Here is a 25,701-nt window from a genome sequence, read left to right on the forward strand (position 1 = left end):
GGCTCAGGCCGATGGACTGCGCGGAAACTGTCAGGACAAATGCCATGAACAAGCTCGACCGCTATAACGACAAACGTGATTTCGACACCACCCCGGAGCCGCGGGGCGAGGCGGCCCTGGCCGGCGGATCGCAGGCGTCGTTCGTCGTGCAGAAGCATGATGCGAGCAGCTTGCATTTCGATTTCCGGCTGGAATGGGACGGGGTCCTTTTGTCGTGGGCCGTGACAAAGGGGCCGTCGGATGACCCGTCGGAAAAGCGGCTGGCGGTCAGGACGGAGGATCATCCTGTCGCCTATGGCAGCTTCGAAGGGACGATTCCGGAAGACGAGTATGGCGGCGGCACCGTGATGCTGTGGGACAGCGGAGCGTGGGAGCCGCTGCATGATGTGGCGAAGGGCCTGAAGGAAGGGAAGCTGCATTTCCGGCTGCATGGTGCGCGGATGGAAGGCGGCTGGGTGCTGGTGAAGATGGGCGGCGGCAAGGGGGATCGCGACAACTGGCTGCTGATCAAGGAGCGGGACGATTTCGCCGGGCGGAGTGCCGATGCGCTGGTCAACAAGTATAAGCGAAGCGTGACGACCGGCCGGACGATGCGGGAGATTGCGGCCGACACGCCGGCTTTCGAGGCGGTGACGCACAAGAAGGCGCTGCCGCGGTTCCGGAAAGTGGAGCTGGCGACGCTGAAGGATGAACCGCCCGAGGGCGAGGGGTGGCAGCACGAGGTGAAGTTCGACGGGTATCGCTGCCTGATGGCCGTGGGCAAGGGCGGCGTGCGGCTTTACACGCGCAACGGCAAGGACTGGTCCGACCGGTTCGGGGCGCTGTGCGGGCCGGCGGATGCGCTGCCATGTGATGCCGCGCTGATCGATGGCGAGGTGGTGGCCGAGCGGGGCGGGTTTTCGGAGTTGCAGGCGGCTTTGAAGGCGGGTGATCCGCTGGTGTTACACGCGTTCGATTGCCTGCACCTGGATGGAGACGACCTGACCGGAAAGCATTTGTCGGAGCGGCGTGAAGCGTTGGAGGGCCTGTTCGGGGATCTGCCGCCGCGCGGGCCGCTTCGGCTGAGCCCGGTGCTGGAGGGCGACGGCGCCGAGGCGCTGGCGGCGATGTGCAAAGCCGGCGGCGAGGGGATCGTGTCGAAGAAGATCGACGCGCCCTACAGCGGCAAGCGCAGCAAGGCCTGGATCAAGGCGAAATGCATTCAGGAGGCGGAGTTCGTGGTGGGCGGCTGGTCGCCCTCGGACAAGAAGGGGCGGGCGTTTTCCTCGCTCTTGCTGGGGAGCTACGAGGACGAGGGGTTCGTCTATCGTGGCCGCGTCGGCACCGGCTTCGATGACGAGGATTTCGAGGCCCTGGCGAAGGAGCTGAAGCGGCTGGGCCGGAAGACGGCGCCGTTCGAGGGCGATTTGCCGTCGGAGACGAAGGGTTCCCAGTGGGTGACGCCCGAGCTTGTGGCGCAGGTGGAGTATACCGAGTTCACCAGCGAAGGACGGATCAGGCATGGCGCCTACAAGGGGCTGCGCGAGGACAAGGAGGCGGAGAACGTGAGTGCGAAGGCGGAAGCGGAAACCGACAGTGGCGACGAGGAGATCGGCGGTGTGCGGGTGTCGAGCACGGGGCGCGTCATGTTCCCCGATGCGGGGCTGACCAAGGGCGACGTGGCGCGGCATTATGCGCGGGTGGCCGAGCGGATGCTCGAACATGTCGAGGACAGGCCGCTGTCGCTGTTGCGCTGTCCGGACGGGATCGAGGAAGAGTGCTTTTTCCAGAAACATGCGGGGAAAGGCTTTCCTGAGGACATCAGGACCGTGCCGATCAAGGAGAAGGACGGGGACACGGCAGATTACATGTATGTCACCACGCCCGCCGGCCTGATCGGGGCGGCGCAGATGGGGGCGGTAGAGTATCATGTCTGGGGGGCGCGGCGGGACAAGCTGGAACGGCCCGACCGGATGGTGTTCGACCTCGACCCCGACGAGGGTTTGGGCTTTGACGCGGTGAAACGGGCGGCTGTCGAGGTGCGCGAGGGGCTGGAGGCCTGCGGACTTCAGTCGGTGCCGATGGTGACCGGTGGCAAGGGTGTGCATGTGATCGTGCCGCTGAGGCGGATCGCCGAGTGGGATCGGGTGAAGGACTTCGCCAAGGGGTTCGCGCAGGCCTTGGCCGAGAAAGAGCCCAAGCGCTACACCGCGACGATGTCGAAGGAGAAGCGCAAGGGCAAGCTGTTCATCGACTGGCTCCGCAACGAGCGGGGGGCGACGGCGATTGCGCCCTATTCGCTGCGGGCGCGGCCCGGGGCGGCGGTGGCTGTGCCGGTGAGCTGGGATGAGTTGGAGGAGCTGGACCGACCCGACGGGTTTCATATGGGTGACATGGAGGACCGCTTGTCGCGGACGTGCCCGCTGGGCGAGGTCGATGCGCAGGGGCTTGGCAAGGGCGCGATGGAGGCGCTTGAGGACTGGGCCGGATAGGCGCGGTCAGATCCAGTAGTAGAGCGTGACCGGGATGACGGAGAGCAGCGCCAGCGACGCCAGCGCAAGCACGCCGTCGCGGGTGAGCAGGCTGGCGGCGAAAAGCGCGATGACGCCCGAGGCGATGGAGCCCGAGGTGGGCACGATTTCCATGAACGGCATGAAAAGCGTGAGCGCCATGACGAGGATCAGCGGCACCCAGATCCAGGGCCGGTGAAAGAACCACGTGAAGCGCGGCTTCAGGAAGCGCTCGATGAAATGCACCGGCTTGCGCAGCCAGGCGATGCCCTTGCAGAGCTTTTCGGTGGAAAGCTTGCGCCGCGTGATGAAGCGGGGCAGCCAGAGGTCGTCGCGCCCGAGCATCATTTGGGCGACGAGGATGAAGACCAGCAGGGCGACGATGGCCGTGACGCCGGGGATCGCGCTGGCGGGCGAGGTGGAGATCAGCGAGAAGACCAGCATGAGCGAGGCAAACGACGACCGGCCGAGGGCCTCGATCACGTCTTCGACCTCGATCGACTTGCCGTCGACCGTGTTTTCAAGCTCGTCGAGCACGTCGCTCAACGCGTGGGTACGGCGCTTGCTCACCTTCTTTGTCTTCCCTCGGTTGTATAGTGGCCTGCCGGAAAGATAACGAACACGGGTCTGCAAAGTTCCGGCGTTGCGGCAGCTCAGGTGTTGTCGGGTGCGGTGGCCTTCAAGGCGCCTGCAAGCGCCCAGGATTCGAGCCGTTCCTTGAGGGAGGCCGGGGTGTCGAGGCCCATGCGGGCCATTTCCTCGGGCGGCTTGGGTGCGGTCATGCCCGAAAGAACGAGACGGGCCATGGCGCGGGTGTTGCCTTGAGTTTCCGAGAGGCGGCCGAGGGCCGGCAGGATGCGGCGTTCGACCGCGTCGAAATCGGTGCCGAAGGGGAAATCGGGCAGGTCGTGGGGGGCGAGCCACTGGGCGAGGGCCTCGGGGGTGTTGGCGCGCCAGGCGGGGTCGATGGCGAAATCCTTCGCGACCTTGCCGGCGGACTTGGCCTTGTCCAGCAGGTCGTCCTGAAAGCGGCTGTCGGTGATGGCGAGCATGCGGGCGATGGCATCCTCGTCGCGCTGGCCGCGCAGGTCGGCGATGCCATACTCGGTGACGATGATGTCGCGATAGGCGCGAGGGACGCTTTCGTGCGGCTGTTCCCAGACGATGTTGGAAACGGTCTCGCCCTTCTTGGTGCGGGTCGAGGGCAGGGTGATCAGCGCGCGGCCGCCGTCGAGGGCGAAGGCCTGTTCGATGAAGTTGAACTGGCCGCCGATGCCGCTGACCTCCTGTGCGCCGGTGGTGATGTCACTGACCAGACCGCCGAGAAGGGTGGCTTTCATGGCGGAGTTGACGAAGCGGGCATCGGTGCGGGCGGCGCGCTTGGCGGGCTCGTCGCCGTAGAGCTGGTTGGTGTAGGAGACGGGCATCATGTGGATTTTCGCGCGCTGTTCGGGGGGAAGGTCGCGCAGGCGGTCGTAGAAATCGCGGCAGTCGACGAAGAAGCCGGCGTGGATGGCGGCGCCGTCGACCTCGCGCTTGATGATACCGCGTTCGAATAACTGGAGCAGCCCGTCGACCAGCATTTCGGTGACGGCATAGAGGCCGGTGTCGAAGGGGCCTTGCTCGTCGAAGGCGTCGGGGGCGAAGGGGGAGGTTTCGGTGATTTTCGAAAGCTGGCCCGACTGGCGCAGGATGAGCGCATGGGCCACTGCGTCGCCAATGGCGCCGATGCCGATCTGCAGGGTGCCGCCGTCGGGGATGGTGCGGGCGACGTGGAGGCCGATGGCGTGTTCCGGGCGGCCGACGGGGCGTTTGACGACGGAGAAGAGGTCGAAATCTGCGGGAGAGTCGCAGTGGAGTTGCACCTCGTCGCGGGGCAGGCGCGCTTCGGGGCCGTCCATGGCGGGCAGCTTGTCGGTGATCTCGCCCACGATCAGGAAATCCTGCCGCCCTTCGCGGCGGGCGCGGAGGAGATCGGAGGAGATGTCGGTGTTGCAGGACAGGCTGTAATTGGCGTTGTCGAGGGGGGCCAGCAGTTGCATCAGAACGTTGGGCCGCCAGTTGGCCAGAACGTCATAGGCGTGGGTGTAATTCGCGGGGATGTAATGACGCTGGGCGTCGCGAACGCCGATCCAGCGGCCGGCCTGCATGAAGAACTCGGACACCTCGATATTGTCGGGCAGCGTGCCGTCGCGCAGCATGTCGGCATAGGCGAGCGGCGGGTAGCGGCCGAAAAGGCGGTCGGCGGCGGGTTCGAGGAAGCGCTGTGCCATGCCCTCGGACATGTCGGGGCGTTCCAGCGTCAGGGCGGTCAGGATCGACAGGCGCGCGTCGGAGCGGTCGGCCACTGCGCGGGTCAGCGCGTTGACCAAGGTAACCGGTTTGCCCAGGCCGAGGGGCAGGGCAAGCCGGATATCGCCGCCGGTGCGCTCGATGATCTCGTGCGCGATGGCGTCGGCAGATCGGTCTGCGTCAGACAAGGTCGCCCCAACCCGGATCGGGGGTGAAGCGGGGGCCGTGGCGGTCGGCCAGTTGCTCCAGTGTTTTCGGCACGTCGCGGCGGGTCTTGGCGTAGTGCAGAGGGCCGCCGCGGAAGGGAGCCCAGCCGGTGCCGAATATGACGGCGCCGTCGATCGTGTCGGCATCTGGGGCGACGCCCTTGCGCAAGCATTCGATGGCGGCGTTGCACATGGGCAGGATGAGACGGTCGATGATCGCCTGATCGGGGTCGTCGGCGGGCGTGTCGGGCGGCGTTTCGCTGTCGTAGTCGTAAAGGCCCTTGCCGGCCTTCTTGCCGGTTTCGCCTTTCTCGACCTTCTCCGGAAGCCAGGCGGGGGTGTCGGCGACGGGCGTTTCGAGACCGTTTTGCATCGAGTTGGCCACCTCGAGACAGATGTCTAGCCCGACCTGGTCGGCGAGCGTCACCGGGCCCATGGGCATACCGAAGGTGAGGGCCGCGCGGTCGATCTCTTCCTTGGAATAGCCCTCGTCGAGCATGACCATCGCCTCCATCAGGTAGGGGGCGAGGACGCGGTTCACGAGGAAGCCGGGGTAGTCTTTGACCCGCGCAGGCAGGCGGTCGACGCCGGTGGTGAAGGCGGCGAGCCGGTCGAGCGTGTCGGCGGAGGCCTTCTTGTGCGAAACCACTTCGACCAGGGGCATCTGGCTGACCGGGTTGAAGAAGTGGAGGCCTGCGAAGCGCTTGGCATCGGGGGCGGCGCTTACGAGATCGGCAAGCTTGAGGCTGGAGGTGTTGGTGGCGAGGATCGCGCCGGGTTTCATCACGTCGGCGAGGCTCGCGTAGATTTTCTCTTTCAGTTCCAGCTTTTCCGGGGCCGCTTCGATCACGAGGTCGGCGCGGGCCCGACCGAGCCCTTGCGGATCGGGCATGAGGCGGTCGAGGGCGTCGCGCTTCTCGATGCTCTTGAGGTGCTTCTTCTCGTAGATTTTCGTGGCGCGGCGGATGGTGGCGCCGAGGGGGTCGAGCTTGACGTCCTCGATGGTGACGCGCTTGCCCTGCATGGCGGACCATGCGGCGATTTCCGCGCCCATCGCGCCGGCGCCGATCACGTGGACATGGGCGATGCCATCATCGCCCTTGCCGGCCGCCTTGAGATTGCGGCGCAGGAAAAAGACGCGGATGAGGTTCTGGGCGGTGGGGCTGTTCAGTAGTTCCGCAAAGGAGGCAATCTCGGCCTTTTGCATTTCGGCCGGGTCGTCGCCGTGGTCTTCCCACAGGTCGATCAGCGCGAAGGGGGCGGGGAAATGCGCGCGGGGCGCCTTCTTCTCGCTTTCGGCACGCATGCGGGTGGCGGCGAGATTGCGGGCGACGCCGGTGCGCAGGGCGGAGGCGCGGAAGCCGCCGTGGTCGCGCTCCATCTTGCCGGAGGCGGCGGCGTCGGTGGCGGCTGCGACATGGCGCTCGGGGACGAGCGCGTCGAGGATGCCGAGTTTCTTGGCCTTGCGGTCATGGGCGGTTTTGCCGGTGAGCATCATCTGCATCGCTTCTGTCGGGTCGATGAGCGAGGTCAGGCGGAAGGTGCCGCCAAGGCCGGGGTGCAGGCCGAGCTGAATTTCGGGGAAGCCCAGTTTCACGCCCTCGATGCCGATGCGGTAGTCGCAGGCTAGGGCCAGCTCGAAGCCGCCACCGAGCGTGGCGCCGTGGACCACGGCCACGGTCGGGAAGGGCAGGTCGGCCAGCTTGTCGAGGACGGCGTGGCCCTGTTGCAGCATCTCGACGGCATCGTCGCCGCGCAGGTCGGCGAAGCCGTCGATATCGGCGCCGGCGGCAAAGCCGCCCGGTTTGGCGGAGCGGATGACGAGCGCCTTGGGGGTCGCGGCCTTGGCATCGTCGAGCAGGGTGTCGAGCTCGCGCAGGACCTCTTCGGAGATGACGTTGGTGCCGGTGTCGGCGCAGTCGAGCCACAGGACGATCTGGTCGCCGCGTAATTCCTTGCGCCAATGCCGTGCGTCGGGAGCGGCGGGCGCGTCGGTGACTTCATCGGGGGTGATCTGGTCGAGTACGTCGTCGGTCATGCGGCCTCCAGGAGCATGGCGCCGCCCTGTCCGCCGCCGATACATTCGGTGGCGATGCCGCGCTTGGCGCCGCGTGCTTTCAGGGCGTTGGCGAGGTGAAGCACGATGCGGTTGCCGCTGGTGCCGACCGGGTGGCCTAGGCTGATAGCGCCGCCATCCACATTGAGTTTGTCGTGGTCGATGCGGCCGAATGCGCTGTCATAGCCGAGGATTTCCTTGCAGAAATCATCGTCCTGCCAGGCGGCGAGGCAGGCGAGCACCTGCGCGGCGAAAGCCTCGTTGATTTCCCAGAGGTCGACGTCGTCGACGGAAAGGCCGTGCCGCTGGGCCAGCGGGGTCGAGGCCAGCACCGGGCCGAGACCCATGATGCCGGGGTCGAGTGCGGCCCATTCGCTGTCGACGATCTTGGCGATGGGGGTCAGGCCATGCGCCTCGACTGCTTGTTCGGAGGCGAGGATCGTCCAGGACGCGCCATCGGTGATCTGGCTGGAATTGCCGGGGGTGACCTTGCCGTAGGGCTTCTCGAAGGCGGGGTTCAGCTTGGCCAGCTTCTCGAGCGAGCTGTCGGGACGGACGCCGTCATCGTGTTCGTGGGCGTTGCCGTCGCTGTCGAAGGCGGGAAGGACCTCGCCATCCAGACGACCTTCCTTCTGGGCCGCGGTGAGGCGCTTGTGGCTGTCGACGGCATAGGCGTCGGCGGTGGTGCGGTCGATGCCGAAGCGGTGGGCCAGCACCTCGGCCGTCTGGCCCATGTTGAGCGAGGTGATCGGGTCTGTCAGGCCGCGTTCGAGGCCGATGACGGGCGAGAAGAAGTCGGGGCGCACCTCGGACATGGCTTTCACCTTGTCGAGCGGGCCCTTGGCGCGGGCGAGGTCGCCGTACCATTCGGTGGCCTCGCGGCTGTAGACGAGGGGCGCGTGGCTGAGCGCCTCGGTGCCGCCGGCGAGGATCATCTCGTGGCTGCCCTCGCGGATGTAGCGATAGGCGGTGTCGATGCTCTGCATGCCCGAACCGCAGTTGATCTGAACGGTGAAGGCCACCTGCTCTTCGCCCATGCCGAGGCGGAGGGCGGCGACGCGGGCGGGGTTCATCTCGTCTTGGATGACGTTGACGCAGCCGAGGATCACGAGGTCGAAGGCCGTGGCCTCGAAGGGCTGTCGCATCAGGAGCGGACGGCCGCATTGCACGGCGAGGTCGACGGGGGTGAAGGGGCCGGGGCGGCCGCGGGCGCGCAGGAAGGGCGTGCGGGCGCCATCGACGAGGTAGACGGGACGGCTCATTCAGCGGCCTCCTTTCCGCCGGTCCAGTCGTGGTTCCGGCGCATGTCGGGGAAGAGGCGGGCCAGCTCGTCAGGCGTGTAATCGTCGACGGCGACCACCCGCTGCACGGCTTCCTCGGCCCGTTTCAGTTGCTGGAAGTCCTTCTCGGACAGCACGCCGGCGTCGAGGGCTTCCTGCGGGGTCTTGCCCATCTCGCGCAGGCGCTTGGCCAGCGGTTCGGCCTTCAGTACGAGGGCGTAGGCGTTGTCGAGCAGGCCCAGCCCGCTTTCGGGGGCGGGCTTGTGGAGGTCCCTCACGAGCCGCTCGCGGGTTTCCGAGGGGTGGTAGATCAGCATGGCGCATTGTTCCGTCACCGTGTCGGACGGGCCGCGCGGGTGGGCGCGGGGGCGCAGGATGGGGCGCAGCAGCCAGCCGACCCAACGGGCGGGCATGTTGGCGATGGTCTCGTCGAGCGCCTGGCCGATGCGGTTGAAGCCGGTTTCGGCGGCGTGGTGGACGAGGGGCAGGTCGGCCTCGTTGCGGCCTTCGTCCTCCCACCGTTTGAGCGTGGCGGCGATGAGGTACATCTCGGACAGGGCATCGCCGAGGCGGGCGGAGATCATCTCTTTCCGCTTGAGCGCGCCGCCGAGGGTGAGGAAGGCCATGTCGGCGGTCACCGCGAAGGCGGCGGACCAGCGCGACAGGCGGCGGTAGAGCGGGGTGATCTTGCCAGCGTCGTCGGGCGCGTCACCGCGGCCTGTCCAGGCGGACCAGAAGGCGCGGAAGACGGTGCGCACGGAATGGTTCACGTGGGCCCAGAAATGCTTGTCGAAGGCGTCGAGCGACTTTTCCTGGTCGGGTTCCTGCAGGGCCTCGATTTCGTCGAGCAGGTGGGGGTGCGCACGAATGGCGCCCTGACCGAAGATGATCAGGTTGCGGGTGACGATATTGGCGCCCTCGACGGTGATCCCGATGGGGATCGCCCGGTAGGAGGGCAGCAGGTAGTTGAGCGGGCCGTCGATCACCGCCTTGCCGGAATGCACGTCCATCGCATCGGTGATGGCGTCGCGCATGCGGGTGGTGGCGTGGTATTTCATGATCGCCGAGATCACGGCGAGCTTGTAGCCCTGGTCGAGCGTTGCCGTGGTCAGGCGGCGGCCGGCATCGACGGTATAGGCGCTGGCGGCGATGCGGGCCATAGGCTCCTGCACCCCGCCGAAGAGGCCGATGGGCAGGTTGAACTGCTTGCGGATGCGGGCATAGGCGCCGGTGGTGTGCGCGGCCATGGCGGTGGAGGCGGCGGAAAGCGAGGGCAGCGAGATGCCGCGCCCGGCGGCGAGCGCGCTCATCAGCATCATCCAGCCGCGGCCAGCGTATTCCGGCCCGCCGATGATGTTTTCGAGCGGGATGAACACATCGGTGCCGGTGGTGGGGCCGTTGAGGAACATGGTGCCCGAGGGCAGGTGCCGGCGGCCGGTTTCGACGCCGGGCAGGTCGGTGGGCACGAGGGCGCAGGTGATGCCGATATCCTCGGTGTCGCCCAGCAGGTGATCGGGGTCGCGCAGTTTGAAGGCGAGGCCAAGCACCGTGCAGATGGGCGAGAGCGTAATGTAGCGCTTGGCCCAGTTCATGCGGATGCCGAGCACTTCCTCACCATTCCACTGGCCCTTGCAGATGACGCCATCGTCGGTCATCGCCGAGGCGTCGGAGCCCGCGTCTTCGCTGGTCAGACCGAAGGCGGGGAGTTCCTTGCCGCTGGCGAGGCGGGGGAGCCAGTCTTTCTTCTGATCGTCTGTGCCGAATTGCAGGATCAGCTCGCCGGGACCGAGCGAGTTGGGGACCATCACGGTGACGGCCGCCACGACCGAGTGGCTTGCGATGTAGCGGACGACCTCGGAATGGGCATAGGCGGAAAAGCCGAGCCCGCCATGTTCCTTCGGGATGATCATGCCGAAGAAGCCCTTTTCGCGCAGGAAGTCCCAGGCTTCGGGCGACAGGTCGGCGGTGTGCTGGTCAATTTCCCAGCTGTCCACCATGCCGCAGAATTCGCGGCAGGGACCGTCGATGAAGGCCTGTTCCTCGGCTGTCAGTTCGGGCGCCTTCATCGAGCGCAGCATCGACCAGTCGGGCTTGCCCGAGAACAGCTCGGCCTCGAAATGGACATCGCCCGAGTTGATGGCCTCGGATTCGGTTTCCGACAGGGTCGGCAGCGCGCCCTTGGCCCATTTGAAGATCGGCTTGGTGATGTAGGATTTGCGAAATGACACGGTTTGGCCCTCCTGAACTACGGAAACGCGCGGTGACGGACAGGGTTCCGCCTTTCGCCGGGTCAGGGCGCGATTTTCGGGATATGTCGCAGATGGAGCGCGGTTCTGGGCCGATTTTTGCGCAGTGGCATGGGGCGCCCTGGCTGGCGAGCCGGCGGGATTGCCCACGCCGTCGGATTATGATGTGTCGCCGGTCTTCTGTGCCCGCGCCCTCCTCTCCATCCGTTCAGAACGCTTGGCGCGCGGCGGAAAGCAGACCATAAGGATTTGCGGAAATGCGGGTAATACAATGAATTTAATGACGATACACTGGATCGAGGCGTTCGGCTGGCTGGCGTCGCTTCTGACGGTCGCGACCTATGCCATGAATACGATGATCCCGCTGCGGGTTCTCGCCATCGCGTCTTCGATCTGTTTCATCTTCTATGCCTCCGTCCTCGAGCTCTGGCCGCTGCTGGTGATGGAGTTGACGCTTCTGCCGATAAACGCCTACCGCTTCTGGGAGATCCTCACGCTGCGGGGGAGGGTGTCGCGGGCAACGGAAGGTGCGGCGGCGGATTTCTCGATCATCAAGACCTATGGCAAGCGGCGCCGGATCGAGGCCGGAACCTGTATCTTCAGGCGTGGCGACCCGGTGGACCGGCTGTATTTCCTGGCGGAAGGCCGGGTTCTGATCGAGGAGGTCGGGGTCGAGATTTCCGACGGGGACATCTTCGGCGAGATCGCGTTTTTCACCGATGCGGCGCAGCGCACGGCCACGGCGCGCACCGTCGGGGAAGTGGAAGTCTACGAGATCGACGAGAAGCGCTTCATGCGCCTGCAATTCGAGGATCCGAGTTTCGGCCTGTCGATCATGCGCACCGTCACGCGGCGGCTTGCCGCCAACGGACAGCTCGAACTCGGTGCAGGAGCGGTTACGTCTTAGGGGCGCCGGAGAGTTCGACGGAGCGGGCTTTCGCCGCGTCGACGGTGCGGTCGAGCAGGTGGGCGAGCCGATCGTCCCGTGCCAGTGCGGCGAGGCCTGCCGCCGTTGTGCCATTGGGGCTGGTCACCTTGTGGCGGAGGTCTTCCGGCGTTGGGCTCCCTTCCAGAAGCCGGCCCGCGGTAATCGCGGTGCCGACGGCCAGCGTTTCGGCGGTTGCGGCGGGTAGCCCGTGTGCCATCGCCGCATCGCGCAGGGTTTCGCAGAAGGCGAAGAAATAGGCCGGGCCGCTGCCGGAGATTGCCGTGACGGTATGCAGGTCGTCCTCGTTTTCGACCCAGCACATCGGGCCTATGGCGGAGAACATGTCATCGAGCAACGCTTCGGTCGCTTGTGGCACATCGGGGCCCGCGAACCCCGCGGAGACGGCGTAGCCCGCCATGGCGCCGATATTGGGCATGATCCGCGCAATCGGCGTGCCGGCGGGCAGTGCGGTGCCAATGGTGTCGATGCCAACGCCCGCCGCGACCGAGACGATACATGTCGCGGGGCCAATATGAGGAGCGACCTCTTTCAGCGCCGGGACGACCTTGTCGGGCTTCACCGCCAGGATAACGACATCGGGTTTCAACCCTGCGGGGAGCGCGGCGGCCTCGGTATGGAAGGCGACCCCGGGATACCGGTCGGAGGCCTCGGCCACCGGGTCGATGACGTTAAAGGCGGCCTCGTGCTGCCAGCTTCCGATCCAGCCTTGGAGGAGGGCGCCGCCCATGTTGCCGGCGCCGATCAGCACGATCGTCTTCATTCTGTACTTCCTTCCCGGTTTTCGGAGATGGCTCAGGCGTCCAGCGTCACGCTGGACACCGGGTAGGCCTGGCAGGTCAGGCATTGTTGCGGGTCGTCGGTTTCGACCTCGGTGTAGTGGCCGACCTCGCCCGAGATCACCGCGGTGGCGCAGCTTTCGCACTGGCCTGTCCGGCAGCCCGAGGGAAGCGCGAGGCCGTGCTTGCCGGCGAGGTCGAGCAGGGAGCCGTCGGCCGGGGTCCAGCGCAATGTCTTGTTCTGGCGGCTGAAATGTACCTGTTGCGGCGCAAGGTCGGTGGCCGAAACGCGCGGCGGCGCGGTGAAACGTTCGTGAAACACTTCGAAGGCGGGCACATCCATGTCGTCGAGACTTTTGCGGAAGGTGCTCAGCATCTCGTCGGGGCCGCACATGTAGAACCGCGCGCGCCGGGCGAGCAGGGCCGGGTCGATCTTTTCGGGCGAGAGCCGCCCGGTGAGGTGATCGACCGTCTCTTCCGGGCGCGGGCGGCTGTAGAAGTTGTGGACGGTGATGCGCCCGCTTGCCGTGCTCAGCGCCTCGATCCTGTCCCGGAAGGCATGTTCCGCACCGTTGCGGGAGCCGTAGTAGAGGTGGATTTCCGGGCCGCCGTGCTGTGCGACATGCTCCAGCAGGCTGATGAACGGGGTGATGCCGATGCCGGCCGCGATCAGCACCACAGGGAATTCGTTCTCCACGGGCAGGGTGAAGTGGCCGTCGGGGGCGGCGGCGAGAACGCTGTCGCCCGGTTTCAGGTCGCTCAGCGCGCCGGAGAGTGCGCCGTCATCCAGCCGCCGTATGCCGACGCGGTAGCTCGTGGGTGCGATGCCGGGCAGGCCGGTCAGGGAGTAGGAGCGGGAGAGCGTCGGGTCTTCCGCACCGGGGAGGCGGAGCGAGATGAACTGCCCCGGCTTGAAGCCGGTCAGCGGTGTTTCGTTTTCCGAGGCCAATGTCAGCTCGGTCACGCCGGGCGCGATACGGGTGGCATTGGTCACCGTCAGCGGACGATAGCCCGTCCAGGGGGAGGTGGCGGTGCCGGCCGGCACCACCTCGCAGCACATCGAGCGCACGGCGGGCGCGCCGCTGACCGGATCGAGCCGGTCGAAGCCGGCGAGCGAATTGTAGTTTGCGTCGCTCTCGCCGCGGATCTCGTAGGCGGGCGCACCGATGTCGGGGGCCCCTTGCCACCAGCCATACCCGGCGACCACCACGCCGGGGTCGAGGGCGGGGTCGATATGGGCTTCCATGGTGATGCGCGCGCCGTTGCGCAGAAGATGCACGGTTGCACCCTCGGCGATGCCGCGCTGAGCCGCCGTGTCGGGGTGCAGGTCGACCCGGGGCGTGCGGGACTTGCGCCGCAGCATGTTCAGGCCGCGGTGCTGGGTGTGGCAGTAATAGCCGCTCTTGGCGGTGGTGAGGATCAGCGGGGCGTCCTTGGTCGGCTGTTCGGGGGGCACGAAATCGGGCACGGCCGGGTAGCCGTGGGCCTGAAGCTTGCATGAATGGAATTCGACCCGGCGGGAGGGGGTCGGGAAGCCCGCCACGGTGCCGTCGGGGCGCGGGGTGGCATAGCTGCGGAAGCTGTGCTCGAGCGGGATGGTGAGGCCCATGGGGGCGCCGCGCAGATCGTCGGTCGTCAGGCCGATCGGGGCCAGGATCGCGTCATGCGCGGCATCCCAGTCGCCGTGACCGAACTGTTCGCCGAAGCCCAGCCGCTCCGCCAGGGCTGCGACGATGTCGAAATCCGAACGGGCTTCGCCGCGCGGGGGCACCATGGCGGGCCGGAGCTGGAGCGTTTCCTGCGCTGCCAGTGAAATCTCGAACCCGGCCCGCAGGCCATCCCGCTCCCACGCGCTGTTCACGGGCAGGATGATATCGGCGCTCATGGCGCTGGGGTTGAGGAACATGTCGCAGTGAACCTGCAGGTCGAGCTTTTCGAGGGCCGCTCGGCCCCGGTCAGGATCAGGCTGGGAGGACAGGACGTTGCTGCCGAAGCTGACGAGGGCGCGGACGCGATACGGCTTTTCCTCGAGGATGCCGCGGTAGACCTCGCTGCCGGTGACCCAGCCGCCGCTGGCGGGGCCGAGCGGGCGGGTCTGGTAGCCGAGCGATTTTTCCGCCTGTTCCCGGGGTAACGTTGCGTAGCTGCTGATCGGTTCGATGGGGATCGAGGGCCATGTCACGTTGCCGCCCGGTGTGTCGTATTGGCCGGTGAGGGCGAAGACGCAGGCGATGGCGCGGTCGGTTTGGGTGGCGTTGCCCTGTTGTCCGACGCCCGTCCAGCAGTAGTAGCTGACGCTTTTTGCGGAGGCGAGGCGGCGGGCGAAGGCGTGGAGGTCTTTCGGGTCGATATTGCAGGTTTCCGCGACATGCTCGGGCGTGAAGGGCGCGCTGGCCTGGCGGAGCTCGGCGAAGGCCGTCTTGCAGGCGACCGTGCCGCCGCCAGCGAGGGCGATCTCGCCGGTGTGGAAGAGATCGAGGTTTTCGCTGAGTGACGGATCGAGTGCGTGGCGGGTGTCGACGGCCACCGGCGCGCCCCGGCTGGCGTCGAAGGCGACGAAGGCGTCGGCGGGCGTGAGACCCGCGTCGCCGGCCCGGAGCAGTGCGCCGGTGTCCTCGCGCACGAGGAAGGGCGCGTTGGACCATTGGCGCACGAAGGTTTCGTCGAAGCCCTCGTCCGCGAGCAACAGCCGGATGAGACCGAGCGCGAGGGCGCCGTCACTGCCGGGCCGCACGCGGAGCCATTGCGCGGCCTGCGATGCCATGCCGGTTTTGCGTGGGTCGACCAGCACCAGCTCGGCCCCCCGTTGAAGCGCGCCTGCGATCTTCTCGGCCTGGGCCAGCCAGACCTTTTCGGGATTGTGACCCCAGAGCACGATCAGGTCACTGTTGGCGTAATCCGGTACGGGCAGGCCGGTGCCGACCGTCAGCTTGTGCATGTGGTCCTTGTGCCAGTTGCACAGCTCGGTGGCCCAGCAGATGTTGGGGCTGCCATAGGTCCACACGAAGCGTTCGAGCCATGGCAGGCTGTCGGAGATCGATGCCGCGCTGGGGGAGGCGAAGGAGAAGACGACGCTTTCGGGGCCGCTTTCCCGCGCGTATTCGGCCAGGTTGCCGGCGATCTCGTCGAGCGCCTCGTCCCAGCTGATTTCCTCGAATCCGGGGTCTTCATCGCCCTTGGGCCGGGTGCGCCGGAGCGGTTTCGTCAGGCGGCGGGCGCTGTGAACCACTTCGGGCGCGGCGCGGCCCTTGGGGCAGATCGCCTTTCCGGTCGGGTGCTCGGGCAGGGGCTGAACCGAGACGAGCCTGCCGTTCCGGACGCGGTTCAGCGTGCCGCAACGGGACCGGCAGAAGGTGCAGTAGCCGGGTATGTCCCCGTCGGTGACGGAGCTGTGCCGGGGTTTGCGAAACTCAGGCTTGTTCATGCTGGTCTTCCTCGTCTGGTCGGTGCCTGTGACTGCGCGCGTCACCCTATCACAGGAGCACGGCCGCGTCGGGGGCCCAATGTGCATAGACGGTGTCGCCGGGGGCAAAACGTTTCGGACCGGCCGTGTCGAAGTTCTGGCAATGGGCGGTAATTTCTTCCGAGCCCACGTTCATCAATACCTCGGTCAGGGCGCCGCGGTAGATCACCGATTTCACGGTGGCATCCATGCCGTGGCCGTTGCCGGTCTCGTCGTGGTTGCGGCTTTCGCTGAGGCGGATCTTCTCGGGGCGGATCGAGATTGTACCGCGCTCGGCCCGGGCGCCGGCATGGCCGAAGCCTACGGTCTGCCCGCTGGTCAGCTTGAATTGTCCGGCGCCGACATCCTGTCCGGTCAGGAAGTTCGAGGCGCCGATGAATTCGGCCACGAAACGGTTGGCGGGCCGCTCGTAGATTTCGGTGGGCGTGCCGACCTGTTCGATGCGTCCGCCCGACATGACGGCGATGCGGTCGGCGACGCTGATCGCCTCGTCCTGGTCGTGGGTCACGAAGACGGTGGTGAGGCCCAGCGTTTTCTGCAGGGCGCGCAGTTCGTTGCGGACTTCCAGCCGAAGCTTGGCATCCAGCGCTGAGAGCGGTTCGTCGAGCAGCAGGGCGTCCGGTTCGTAGACGATGGCGCGGGCCAGCGCGGCGCGTTGCTGTTGCCCGCCGGAAAGCTCGTGCGGCATCCGCCCTGCAAGGTGTTCCATCTGCACGAGCTGAAGCGCGCGGGTCACCTGCGGGCCGATGTCGGACTTGGCGATCTTGCGCATCTGAAGGCCGAAGGCGACGTTGTCGGCAATCGTCATGTGGGGGAAGAGCGCGTAGCTTTGGAAGACGATCCCGGCGTTCCGCGAATAGGGCGGCAGGAAGGTCACGTCGCGGCTGCCGAAATGAATGGCGCCGTCGTCGGGCAGGGTCAGCCCTGCGATCATGCGCAGGGTCGTCGTCTTGCCGCATCCCGACGGCCCAAGGAAAGCCAGGAATTCTTCCTTCTGGATGTCGAGGTTGAGCTTGTCGACGGTCGTCAGGCTGCCGTAGCGCTTGGTGACGTTTTCGAGGGTGATGCTGGACATTCCGGAGCCTCCTTAAAAGGCGCGTGTAAGCTTGAAGAAGCGGTTGGTGACGATCATCACCAGCGCGATGCTGGCGATCTGAACCGTCGCCACGGCGGCGATGGTCGGATCGATGTTCCACTCCAGGTAATTGATGATCGCGATCGGCAGCGTGGTGGCGCCGGGCCCGACGAGAAAGAGTGATTTCTCGAGGTCGATGAACGAGATCACGAAGGCGAAGAGACCGCCGGCCACGATGCCGGGCCGGATGGCGGGCAGGGTAACGCGCATGAATACGGTGAGCGGGCGGGCACCCATCGTCAGCGCCGCTTCCTCGACCTGACGGTTCATGCCGACGAGCGAGGCCGTCACAAGCCGCACCGTCCAGGGCAGGGCGATCAGGCTGTGGGCAATGCAGAGCCCGGCAAAGGTCTGTGCCAGTTGCAGGCCGGAAAAGACCTCGAGCTCGATCAGGAACATGAAGAGCGCAGCGCCCGACACGATGCCCGGCACGATGAGCGGCCCGAGCAGAACGGTCTGGATCGCCTCACGCCCGCGGAAACTGGTGCGCGCGAGATAGAGTGCGGCGGGCACCCCGACAAGGATGCTGACGCCGGTGGCGATGGCCCCCACCTTGAGGCTCATGAAGAAGCCCTGGCGGAAGCGGGGCATGTCCCAGGCATTCGCGTACCAGTCGAGCGTGTAGCCCTTGGGCGGGAAGCTGATGATCTTGTTTTCGAAGAAGCTGACCCAGATCACCGAGGCGAGCGGCAGGATCAGCACGAGGAAGGCCAGGCCCGCCGAGATCATCATGGCGATGTCGAAGGCCGACGGCCCGGGTTTGCGCGACGCGGACATGGCTTACATCCTCCCGTAGCGTTTCTGAAGGAACAGGCTGGAGGCCACGGTCAGGATGAGCGTGGCGACCATGAGGACGAAGGCCAGGCTTGCCGCGAAGGGCCAGTTGAAGGCTTCGATGGCCTGTTCGTAGACGGCCGGGGCCATCATGTGGAAGGTGGGCCCGCCCAGCAGCACGGGGCTGGCATAGGCATTCATCCCGAGGATGAAGACCAGCAGGCCGCCCGAATAGATGCCGGGCATGGCGAGCGGAACGAAGATGCGGAAAAAGGCGGTGGCCGGTTTCGCGCCCATGGTTGCGGCGGCATCCTCGTAATCGGCGGAAACCCTGTCGAAGACGCTTTGCAGCGTGATGATCATGAACGGCAGGAGGACGGCGACGAGGCTGAGCAGCACGGCCGAGAGCGTGTACATGATGCGGATCGGCTCGTCGATCAGGCCGAGGAACAGCAGGCTTTCGTTGACGAGGCCGCGGTCGGACAGCAAGACCATCCAGCCGGCGACCCGCACGGCGTTGCCCATGAGCAGGGGGATGATCGAGGCAAGGATGAGGATGGTGCGCAGACGGGCAGACTTGGTGCGCGAAATCAGGTGGGCTGCGGGGACGCCGAGGATGAGGCACAGCAGCGTGGTGAGCGCGGCGACGCCGACGGTGCGCAGCAGAACGTCGCGATAGAACGGATCGGTGAAGAACTTGGCGTAGTTTTCGAGGGTCAGGCCCTGGATCGCCATGTCACGCGGGTCGAACTCGGCGAAGCTGTAGCGCGCCATCAGGAGGAGCGGCAGGCAAAGGCCGAAGATGACCAGCAGAAGGCTGGGAACGGGCAGGAACGCGAAGGACGTTCCGCCCCGGGGGCGGCGGACCTTGCGGTCCGCCGGGATGTCGGAAGCGTCGGTGGAAGTCACCCCTTGAACTCCTTGTTCCACCAGTCGAGCCACGCGTTGTCGTTCTCGGCCGCATAATCGTAGTCGACGAAGTGCAGCTTTTCCTTCTGCGCGTCGGTGAATTCGAGCTTCTCCTTTTCCTCTTGCGAAAGGGAGGCATCGGTGGTCGCGACCGAGTAGTAGGTCTTGCGGGCGATGTTGGCCATGCCGTCGGGCGAAAGCATCGCGTCGAGATAGGCGTAGGCCGCCTCGCGGTTCGAGGCCTTTTTCGGAACGCCCACGCCGAAGGCAATCGCGATCGCGCCTTCGTCGGGATAGGCCATCTCGATCGGCAGTCCGTTCGCATTCCAGAGTTGCGCGCGGGCGCTGTAGTTGGCGGAGATGTCGATCTCGCCATTCTCGAAGCCGGCGGCCAGCGCGTCATGGGAGGGGTAGAGGCGTGGCTGGATCTCTTCCTTCATCTCCATCAGCTTGTCGAAGGCCGGCTCGACATTGCTCATGTCGCCGCCCGCGACGAGGGCCGCCGCGTAGATGTAGTTGAAGTAGATTTGGTCGTAGAGCCCGACGCGGCCCTTGTATTCCGGGTTCCACAGATCGGCGAAGCTGGTCGGCGGGGTGGAGACGGTGTTCGGATTGTAGAGCACGACAACGCCGCCGTAGATGGCCGGAACGTAGTAGGGCGACTGCAGCTGCGGGATGATCGTGTCGGCATTCGACAGCTGGCTGTAATCGATCTCTTCCAGCACGTTCTGATCGTTCATCTCGAAGGCGTCGCTGTCGCTCAGCCAGGTCACGTCGACCGAGCTGCGGGGCAGGCGGCGTTCCGCCAGCAGCCGCGTCTTGCGCTCCGAGACCGGGGCCAGATCCTTCACGAGATCGACGCCGTTATCCGCGAACGCGCTGCGTTCGAAGGAGTCGTACATGTAATCGTTCCACGACCCACCCCAGTTGGACACGACCAGATCGCCGGAAAGGGCGCTGGCGCGGCCCGGAAGGGTGGCGGCCGCCATCGCGGCACCCGATCCGGCCACGAAGGCACGGCGGCTCAGTTGAAATCTGTCATCACGTTTCATGGCTGGTATTCCTCGCTGTTGCTGAACTTGTCATTTCTGCACCGGTACGGTCGGGTCCGGCGTTATCTGGGCAACGTTGACGGGGAAGGCGTCCTATTACTATTTTAGAATGATCAAAGCTGATATTGAAAAAATCAATGAATGTGACCATCCGCCAGATCCGGTACTTCGTGGCCACCGCCGAAGCGGGGCAGGTCTCTCGCGCTGCGGAAATATGCAACATCACACAGTCGTCGATCACGCTTGCGATCAACCGGCTGGAAGACGAGCTGGGCCAGAAGTTGTTCGTGCGGCAGTCGCGGGGTATGTTGCTGACCGCCCAGGGCGAGGATTTTCTCAGGCATTGTCATGCGATCCTGCAGACACTGGACGACGCGATGGAGCTGCGCCCGGCGGTTCCCAGTGACCTGACGGCCACCATCCGTGTCGGCATGACCGGCACGATCGCGGGGTATGTGTTTCCGCCGTTCTGGCGGAAGTTCAAGCGCGAGTTTCCCCGGATCACCCTTGCGGTGGTCGAGGCGGAGTATGCCGAGCTTGAGAAGGCGTTGCTGGCGGACGAGTTGGATATGGTGATGATGCTGATCTCCAACATCCGCCGGAGCGATGCCTGTACCTACGAGAAGCTGCTGGAATCGCCCAGGCGGCTTTGGCTGGCCAACAGCAATCCGCTGGCCAACAAGGAGCGCATCTCGCTGGCCGATCTGAAGGACCAGGATTACATCGTGCCGACCATGGACGCGCACGAGGGCATGATCGAGCGCTACTGGGTCGCCAACGGATTCGAACCCAAGGTGCTGTTCCGAAGCTACGCGCTCGAGGCGCTGCGCAGCATGGTGGGGAATGATCTCGGCGTTTCGATCCTGTCGGACATGGTCTATCGCTCGTTCTCGCTGGAGGGGCGCCGGATCGTGCGGCGTGATCTTGTCGAACCGCCCCCGAGTTCGGATGTCGGCATCGCGTGGCGCAAGGATGAGGCGTTGAGCGTTGCCGGCAAGACGTTCCTGTCAATGCTGCGCTCTGAGACGTCGGGCCTGTAGGCTAAAGGGGAAGGCGGATGCAACGGACGCGGCGTTGGGCCAGCGACGACAGGCCTGGCCGGCACAGCTTTCGGAGCATCCCGTCACAAGCGGGACGCAGGCATAGTTTTGATCTGAAGAAAGTGGCTGGGGTGGTAGGATTCTATGCTAAGTTATTGACATATTTGTAATATATAGGCGATTAAAGGATATGGTGTCAAGTCGGGCGTGAGCAAAGAACTCAAAGTGCACCAGTCGGTGACCTCCTGAGAACCTCAAGTTTGGAGTGTCTCCAGTTTTCCCGCGGAAGACCACATTGCGCGGAATTGGTAGGATTATTGTGGGGTGTTTATCTCGGGCGGGCAGCCAACCCCGACCTACCGACCGTTCTACTTTCCGCCCAGTCACATTACGCGCCTTCGGACCGCTTCGCTTTCGTCGAGGTGTTCGGCCTCGGCGAGGACCGCACCCGGCGCCAGAAAATCCGCGCCGAAGCTGACGATCTCCTGCGTTGTCTCGGCTACACCGTAGAGCTCAAGCCCGGACGCGACGTCTACGACGAGACGCCGCGCCGGCCGACCTCGGCGCACGATGAACTTCGGATGCTCCGGTGCCTGCGCGCGGCCTGCGGCATGACGGGCGAGGGGCGCTGACCCTCACACCTCAACTTTTTTCTTCGTCGATCAAGCAACCGGCCAATATCTCATTCGAAACAGAAAGCAGGAAGAACGCAGTACCCTCCAGCACGGTCCAACACCCGGAATTCTGACGGTCGTGGCGGCGCAAGCCGTCCTTTCCCGGACGCGACCTCGGGCAAGAACACCCCCGGATCCCAACCTGGAGGTTGGTATGAACTCGATCGTTTTCACCCAATTCGTGACGCCCGTTCAGGGCGCATCCTGTCTCGACATCCCCCTTCATCGCCTGGGCGCGGATATCGACGCCGAGATCGGCAGCCTGGAGTATCTTCTCGACATCTCCGGCCTCGAGGATGCCATTGACGACATCGGGGCTCTTTCCGAGCTGCACCTCGCCGCCGACGCGTCCCGCGAGGATATCGACCGGCTGCTCGAAAGCGCCGTGGCACCGCTTGAGCGCCTTCTGGCGCGCGTGCGCACGATCCCTCTCGACGGCCCTCTTGCCGGCCCGGCTCCCTCGGATTTCGACGCCTGGCTGCGCTGGCCGGGCGCGCGGCTCGAGGACATTCTGGCGACGCTCCGCCACGCGCTTGCCACCTGAGGAGGGCAAGGCAGGGCCCCGGTGTTGCCGCCTGGGCCCTTTGTCGTATCCGATAAGACGGGTTTTCCGCATCGTCTGCCTTCTCGTTTGGAGAACAGGCTAACTTCAAACTGCGAACTTTTCAGGTAAGCAGGTCAACTGGAAAGGCCAAAGTCATCATCTCTTGCGCGCACAAACTCCTGACTATGCTCAATGCGATTATGAAAACGGAACGGCCTACCGAGACGCCGTCGCATGAAACACAGTTGCTACTCAGGAATTGGAGAGCCTCCGGCAAACCCGGCGCGGTTCAAAGTCAGATGGACCCCGAAATATCGAAGGTGCTGCATTTCCTGTAGCTACATAATCTCCAATTCGTTCGAACAGGAGAGCGTTGGTCAAGAATTCCGTCTCAATGGCGGACAAATCGTAAAAAGACTTTGTGGTTCTGGCATACGGCCAATGATAGGCATTACAAACCAAAATGAGTCCGCCCGGCCGCGGCAGGGCGGTGTTCTCGGAAGAGGAGCGAACCCTTGGGCACTGCATAGCCGAATTCTGAATTCATCACACACCGATAGAATGATACCCCACGTCTGACACACCAACCTCGTTGATCCGCACCGTGACAGTTTTCGCCGCTCCCCGAAGCCATGATCCGATGTCGAGAATCCGCTGTCCGAAAAATGCCGGGAGCGGGCGCCGATCAGAGAACATCCAACAAGAGAGGCAGTAAGGCCAAGTGACGACGGCTCCATCCAATCTGAATACGCTACCCGAAATCGAAGCCGCCATGGTCACGCTTCGTACCGGCGCCGGCTCGACACCCTTCATCCTCGACATGCCTGTGCCCCCCGGTCTTCAACAGGCCGCCGAAAAGGCACTGAAATCCTACTCCATCTTCATGATCCTGGACAAGTTTCCCACACTTGGTGTCTGGGGCGTCCTGCTACCCCTCTCTCGGAACTATGCGGAGGATGGCAAGCACGTCTATCGCCATATCACGTCCTTCCTCGGAAGAGTGAGCGACGATCAACAGGAGATCGAGATGCTGAAGAGCCGATATCGCCAGGCCGCCCGGCGGATCGGCCTGCCCATACCAACATCGAACCAGCCCACCGGCCTCTTTTTCGCCGCGATGGGCCCTGCCAAGGCGCAGTTGGAGGTACTTGCAAACGCGCTGGTCTGGATGGCCCTGCACCATGGACCTCCGGCGACAGAAGACACCGCCTCCGCGCGCGCCTGGCAACGACGCGCCGTTGCCAGGCGCTGTCCGAACCACACCCGCATCCAGGCAACTGTCCGGTTCGACCAATCCGCCCACATCGCCCAACGCTTCGACTACTGGCGTCGGGGCGAGGCTGCCAACGGCGAGCGCGAGGACTTGCTCTTCGATGCCTACGACCGCGCCATCGCCTCCTTCCACCGCAAGAGATCGGATATCGTCGCACCGCCGAAGGTCCTCTGGTCGGGCGCGGAACTGGCCGTGGAACCGGAACCCTCCCGGCATAGACAATCGCTCACCCTGGGAGCTTTCCCGACGCCCGTCGCAGCGGGCACCATCACGCGCATCCCGGCGCCGTGGCCGGGAAAACTCTCCTGGCGCTGCAGGAACCAGTCACAGGACATCCATCTCGCACCGCAACCCGGAGAAATTCTCCTGTTCGACGCAGACTCAGGGGCACTCCTGACACGTGAGCGACAGGACGCAGGGGCAACAACTGCTTCTGCAGAACGACTTGTCATCCTGTCTCGGGGCGCCTTCTCCTCGCCCTCGTTCGGGCCTGCGATCCCAGCGGAAGATCCCGACTTCCGTGTCGCCTGGGCCGTGAACGGAGAGACTCTGGAATTCGAAGATGGGCAACGCTTTGATATATCTGCGCCCGAGGAAGCATCGATCTGGCTCGACGCGCGCAGCCTCGCCTCGGATGGTTCTCGCCGCTTGCTCTCCTGCGAGGGCGCTGTCGTCGTCAAGCTCGATGCCGAGATCGGTGGACGCAGCCGGATTCTTCGAGCAACCTTCGGCAATATGCGCCGTTTCCGCGAAATCACGGTCAACAGCGAAGGTATCGCGCGGCTTCCCTTCACGGACCTCGGCCTCGCGATCGCCGACGCTCCTCAAAAAATCCGTTTCGACGTCCTGGCGCCGGGCGCTGCCGGGGATGCAGCCGCCCGGGCAGAACTCTCGGCCGCCGCCTGGATATGGCCCGGTGTCGCGCGGATCGATGGAGATCCCGCCGTTCTGCCCCGCCCGGCCAACTTCCTCCCCGCCCATAGCGCCGGGCTTCGCGAAACCCCCGGAGGTCTCGTCGTCGACGACCGGGCCGATGTCGAGACCCCTATTCTCGGTGTCTCCTCGGATGGTGAAATCCGGGAATTCGGCCTTCGCCTCGATCGCGAAGACCTTTGGCACTATCACGTTCCCACCCAAACCTGGGCGCGGGTTCCCAGGGGAAAGACCCTCATCTTCGGTCATTCGTCGCTCCACGACACGCTGACGGTCCGATCGACAGACCGGCATGCCGACATCCTTGCGCTCGGGGCGGAAATCCGAGGGCCTTTCATCGGTCGGACGTCATGGGAAATCGGCGCCAGCCTCCTGGAGGCGCCGACGGGCGACGACAGGATCGCCTTGCGCAGGAAGGGCGGGCGGATCGATCTTCTCGCCAGGATCCGCCATGTCGACGACCCCCGGAATATCGATCTCACCATGGAAAACAACCGGCTCGACCTGTCGCTCGACCACCGCGGTGAGGTCGATGCCATTCGGATCGATATTCGCAGAGCGGATGGTGCATCCGTGGTCGCCGACCATTCCCTCGGTCGCAGGCCCGTTCCCCTGCCCGCCTTCCACGGCCTCTCGGTACGCCACGACCCCACGGAACAGCGCCTCACAATCTCCCTTCCCCTGGATCCCGCAGCGGCCCCGGGACGGATGCGGCTTCTCTACCGCGCCACCAACGAAGAGACATTTCAACCTTTCAAAGACAGCGATGGAGCGGATATCGCACTTGGCCTGCCAGGCGAAATCGACCAGATCGATATCGCCTGCCTGAAAAACCTTGCCGGCTTTCTCGCCCAAAAGAGTCCCACCGCTCTCGGGGACCAGGTCAAGTCTGCCCTCCAGCCCGCCTACGAACAGGCAATCCGAGAGATTTCGCCTTCGCGGATGGTCGGTCCGATCAAGGCCGCACTCCTCGACATGCCCGACGTCGATGAGTGTGCGCCGCGACACGATCTCGCCGGATCGGCTCCATGGATTTTCGAGGCCCCTGGCGCTGCGTTCTCGGGCATAAGCGCGGGCTCCGGCCTCACCCCGCTCGCTCAACTCGCGCGCCACCCCCGGGTGCCGGGACTTCCCGACCCTCGAGGAGACGATCCGATGCAGGCCTGGCTGGCGCGCCTTGCAACAGATGTCGAGCTGCCGCCCGACTTCGCATCCGGCAGGCTCGAAGCAGCATTCCATGCCCTGCGCTTTCGCACGAGAGATACGGACCTGCACGATCTCGTCACCGACGATCTTCTGTCGGCGACGGTGCGCCTTGTCACGGATGCCCATGTCGACAACCTCGGGCACCTGCGATCCTTCGATGCCGGTGGCGGTGGCGATCCCCGGCCAGCTCGCATTGCCGCCTCGATCGAACGTTTCGCCAGAGCGGCAGCCCTCGGCGAAGCCGAGAGGCACGTCGATGGGCTGGTCACGCGCACCGGCCTGCCTCGAGCCGAGATCGGCCAGGCCCTTACATTGATGCTGCGGGCGGGCATCGAATTCTTCGTCTACTTCCGCGGGCTCTGGTCCCAGGCCGCACAACAGCACGAAAGACAGACATGACAGAC

The 25,701-nt window shown here is 65.1% G+C and carries 17 protein-coding genes; 6 read left to right on the forward strand and 11 right to left on the reverse strand.

Going from position 1 to position 25,701, the window contains the following annotated elements:
- Nucleotides 1-44: 44 nt before the first annotated feature.
- Complete coding sequence (gene ligD, locus RIdsm_RS09355) at nucleotides 45-2,471, forward strand: DNA ligase D (protein WP_082647274.1); 2,427 nt, start codon at nucleotides 45-47, stop codon at nucleotides 2,469-2,471.
- A 6-nt stretch (nucleotides 2,472-2,477) separates the two neighbouring features.
- Here the strand turns inward: ligD and RIdsm_RS09360 are convergent, their stop codons facing one another.
- The 5 genes from RIdsm_RS09360 to RIdsm_RS09380 all read right to left on the reverse strand — a co-directional run bounded on the left by RIdsm_RS09360 (nucleotide 2,478) and on the right by RIdsm_RS09380 (nucleotide 10,551).
- The gene (locus RIdsm_RS09360; protein ID WP_057813786.1) at nucleotides 2,478-3,059 is read right to left on the reverse strand and encodes an exopolysaccharide biosynthesis protein; all 582 of its coding nucleotides are present in this window, start codon (nucleotides 3,057-3,059) and stop codon (nucleotides 2,478-2,480) included.
- Between the two features lie 83 nt (nucleotides 3,060-3,142).
- Complete coding sequence (locus RIdsm_RS09365; RefSeq protein ID WP_057813784.1) at nucleotides 3,143-4,969, reverse strand: acetyl-CoA hydrolase/transferase C-terminal domain-containing protein; 1,827 nt, start codon at nucleotides 4,967-4,969, stop codon at nucleotides 3,143-3,145.
- Nucleotides 4,962-7,025 (reverse strand): 3-hydroxyacyl-CoA dehydrogenase NAD-binding domain-containing protein, encoded by a 2,064-nt coding sequence (locus tag RIdsm_RS09370; protein ID WP_057813782.1) that lies wholly within the window; start codon nucleotides 7,023-7,025, stop codon nucleotides 4,962-4,964. Before RIdsm_RS09370 ends, RIdsm_RS09365 begins: the two co-directional genes overlap by 8 nt.
- Nucleotides 7,022-8,305: an acetyl-CoA C-acetyltransferase gene (locus tag RIdsm_RS09375; RefSeq protein WP_057813781.1), complete on the reverse strand. Its 1,284-nt coding sequence runs from the start codon at nucleotides 8,303-8,305 to the stop codon at nucleotides 7,022-7,024. The genes RIdsm_RS09370 and RIdsm_RS09375 overlap by 4 nt, the downstream gene beginning before the upstream one ends.
- The gene (locus RIdsm_RS09380) at nucleotides 8,302-10,551 is read right to left on the reverse strand and encodes an acyl-CoA dehydrogenase (RefSeq protein WP_057813779.1); all 2,250 of its coding nucleotides are present in this window, start codon (nucleotides 10,549-10,551) and stop codon (nucleotides 8,302-8,304) included. Before RIdsm_RS09380 ends, RIdsm_RS09375 begins: the two co-directional genes overlap by 4 nt.
- A 298-nt stretch (nucleotides 10,552-10,849) precedes the next feature.
- On the opposite strand from RIdsm_RS09380, the gene RIdsm_RS09385 reads away from it, so the two are divergent.
- A complete protein-coding gene (locus tag RIdsm_RS09385) occupies nucleotides 10,850-11,476 on the forward strand; it encodes a Crp/Fnr family transcriptional regulator (RefSeq protein ID WP_235607989.1) in 627 nt (208 codons plus the stop codon).
- Here the strand turns inward: RIdsm_RS09385 and proC are convergent.
- From proC to RIdsm_RS09415, 6 genes are read right to left on the reverse strand one after another with little or no spacing between them, the layout of a single operon-like run.
- Nucleotides 11,466-12,278, reverse strand: a complete 813-nt coding sequence (gene proC / locus RIdsm_RS09390; RefSeq protein ID WP_057813775.1) for a pyrroline-5-carboxylate reductase — start codon at nucleotides 12,276-12,278, stop codon at nucleotides 11,466-11,468. The two genes, RIdsm_RS09385 and proC, sit on opposite strands and share 11 nt — an antisense overlap.
- 32 nt (nucleotides 12,279-12,310) lie before the next feature.
- Nucleotides 12,311-15,718 (reverse strand): molybdopterin-dependent oxidoreductase, encoded by a 3,408-nt coding sequence (locus RIdsm_RS09395; RefSeq protein WP_057813773.1) that lies wholly within the window; start codon nucleotides 15,716-15,718, stop codon nucleotides 12,311-12,313.
- A gap of 49 nt (nucleotides 15,719-15,767) precedes the next feature.
- On the reverse strand, nucleotides 15,768-16,832 hold the full coding sequence (locus tag RIdsm_RS09400; protein WP_057813772.1) for an ABC transporter ATP-binding protein: 1,065 nt from the start codon (nucleotides 16,830-16,832) through the stop codon (nucleotides 15,768-15,770).
- 12 nt (nucleotides 16,833-16,844) lie between these two features.
- Entirely contained in the window at nucleotides 16,845-17,669 is an 825-nt protein-coding gene (locus RIdsm_RS09405; protein WP_057813770.1) for an ABC transporter permease, read from the reverse strand.
- Between the two features lie 3 nt (nucleotides 17,670-17,672).
- A complete protein-coding gene (locus tag RIdsm_RS09410; RefSeq protein WP_057813768.1) occupies nucleotides 17,673-18,575 on the reverse strand; it encodes an ABC transporter permease in 903 nt (300 codons plus the stop codon).
- Nucleotides 18,572-19,627 carry an ABC transporter substrate-binding protein gene (locus tag RIdsm_RS09415; protein ID WP_057813766.1) on the reverse strand — a complete coding sequence of 352 codons (1,056 nt, stop codon included), beginning with the start codon at nucleotides 19,625-19,627 and terminating at the stop codon, nucleotides 18,572-18,574. The genes RIdsm_RS09410 and RIdsm_RS09415 overlap by 4 nt, the downstream gene beginning before the upstream one ends.
- A 137-nt stretch (nucleotides 19,628-19,764) precedes the next feature.
- On the opposite strand from RIdsm_RS09415, the gene RIdsm_RS09420 reads away from it, so the two are divergent.
- The 4 genes from RIdsm_RS09420 (at nucleotide 19,765) to RIdsm_RS30495 (ending at nucleotide 25,696) form a co-directional block, all read left to right on the forward strand.
- Nucleotides 19,765-20,667 (forward strand): LysR family transcriptional regulator, encoded by a 903-nt coding sequence (locus RIdsm_RS09420; protein WP_064260998.1) that lies wholly within the window; start codon nucleotides 19,765-19,767, stop codon nucleotides 20,665-20,667.
- Nucleotides 20,668-21,089: 422 nt separating this feature from the next.
- The gene (locus RIdsm_RS09425; protein WP_217625289.1) at nucleotides 21,090-21,299 is read left to right on the forward strand and encodes a hypothetical protein; all 210 of its coding nucleotides are present in this window, start codon (nucleotides 21,090-21,092) and stop codon (nucleotides 21,297-21,299) included.
- Between the two features lie 196 nt (nucleotides 21,300-21,495).
- A complete protein-coding gene (locus RIdsm_RS09430) occupies nucleotides 21,496-21,885 on the forward strand; it encodes a hypothetical protein (protein WP_057813762.1) in 390 nt (129 codons plus the stop codon).
- Nucleotides 21,886-22,657: 772 nt separating this feature from the next.
- The gene (locus RIdsm_RS30495) at nucleotides 22,658-25,696 is read left to right on the forward strand and encodes a hypothetical protein (protein WP_057813760.1); all 3,039 of its coding nucleotides are present in this window, start codon (nucleotides 22,658-22,660) and stop codon (nucleotides 25,694-25,696) included.
- Nucleotides 25,697-25,701 lie beyond the last annotated feature (5 nt).

This window comes from Roseovarius indicus (assembly GCF_008728195.1).
Classification (GTDB): domain Bacteria; phylum Pseudomonadota; class Alphaproteobacteria; order Rhodobacterales; family Rhodobacteraceae; genus Roseovarius; species Roseovarius indicus.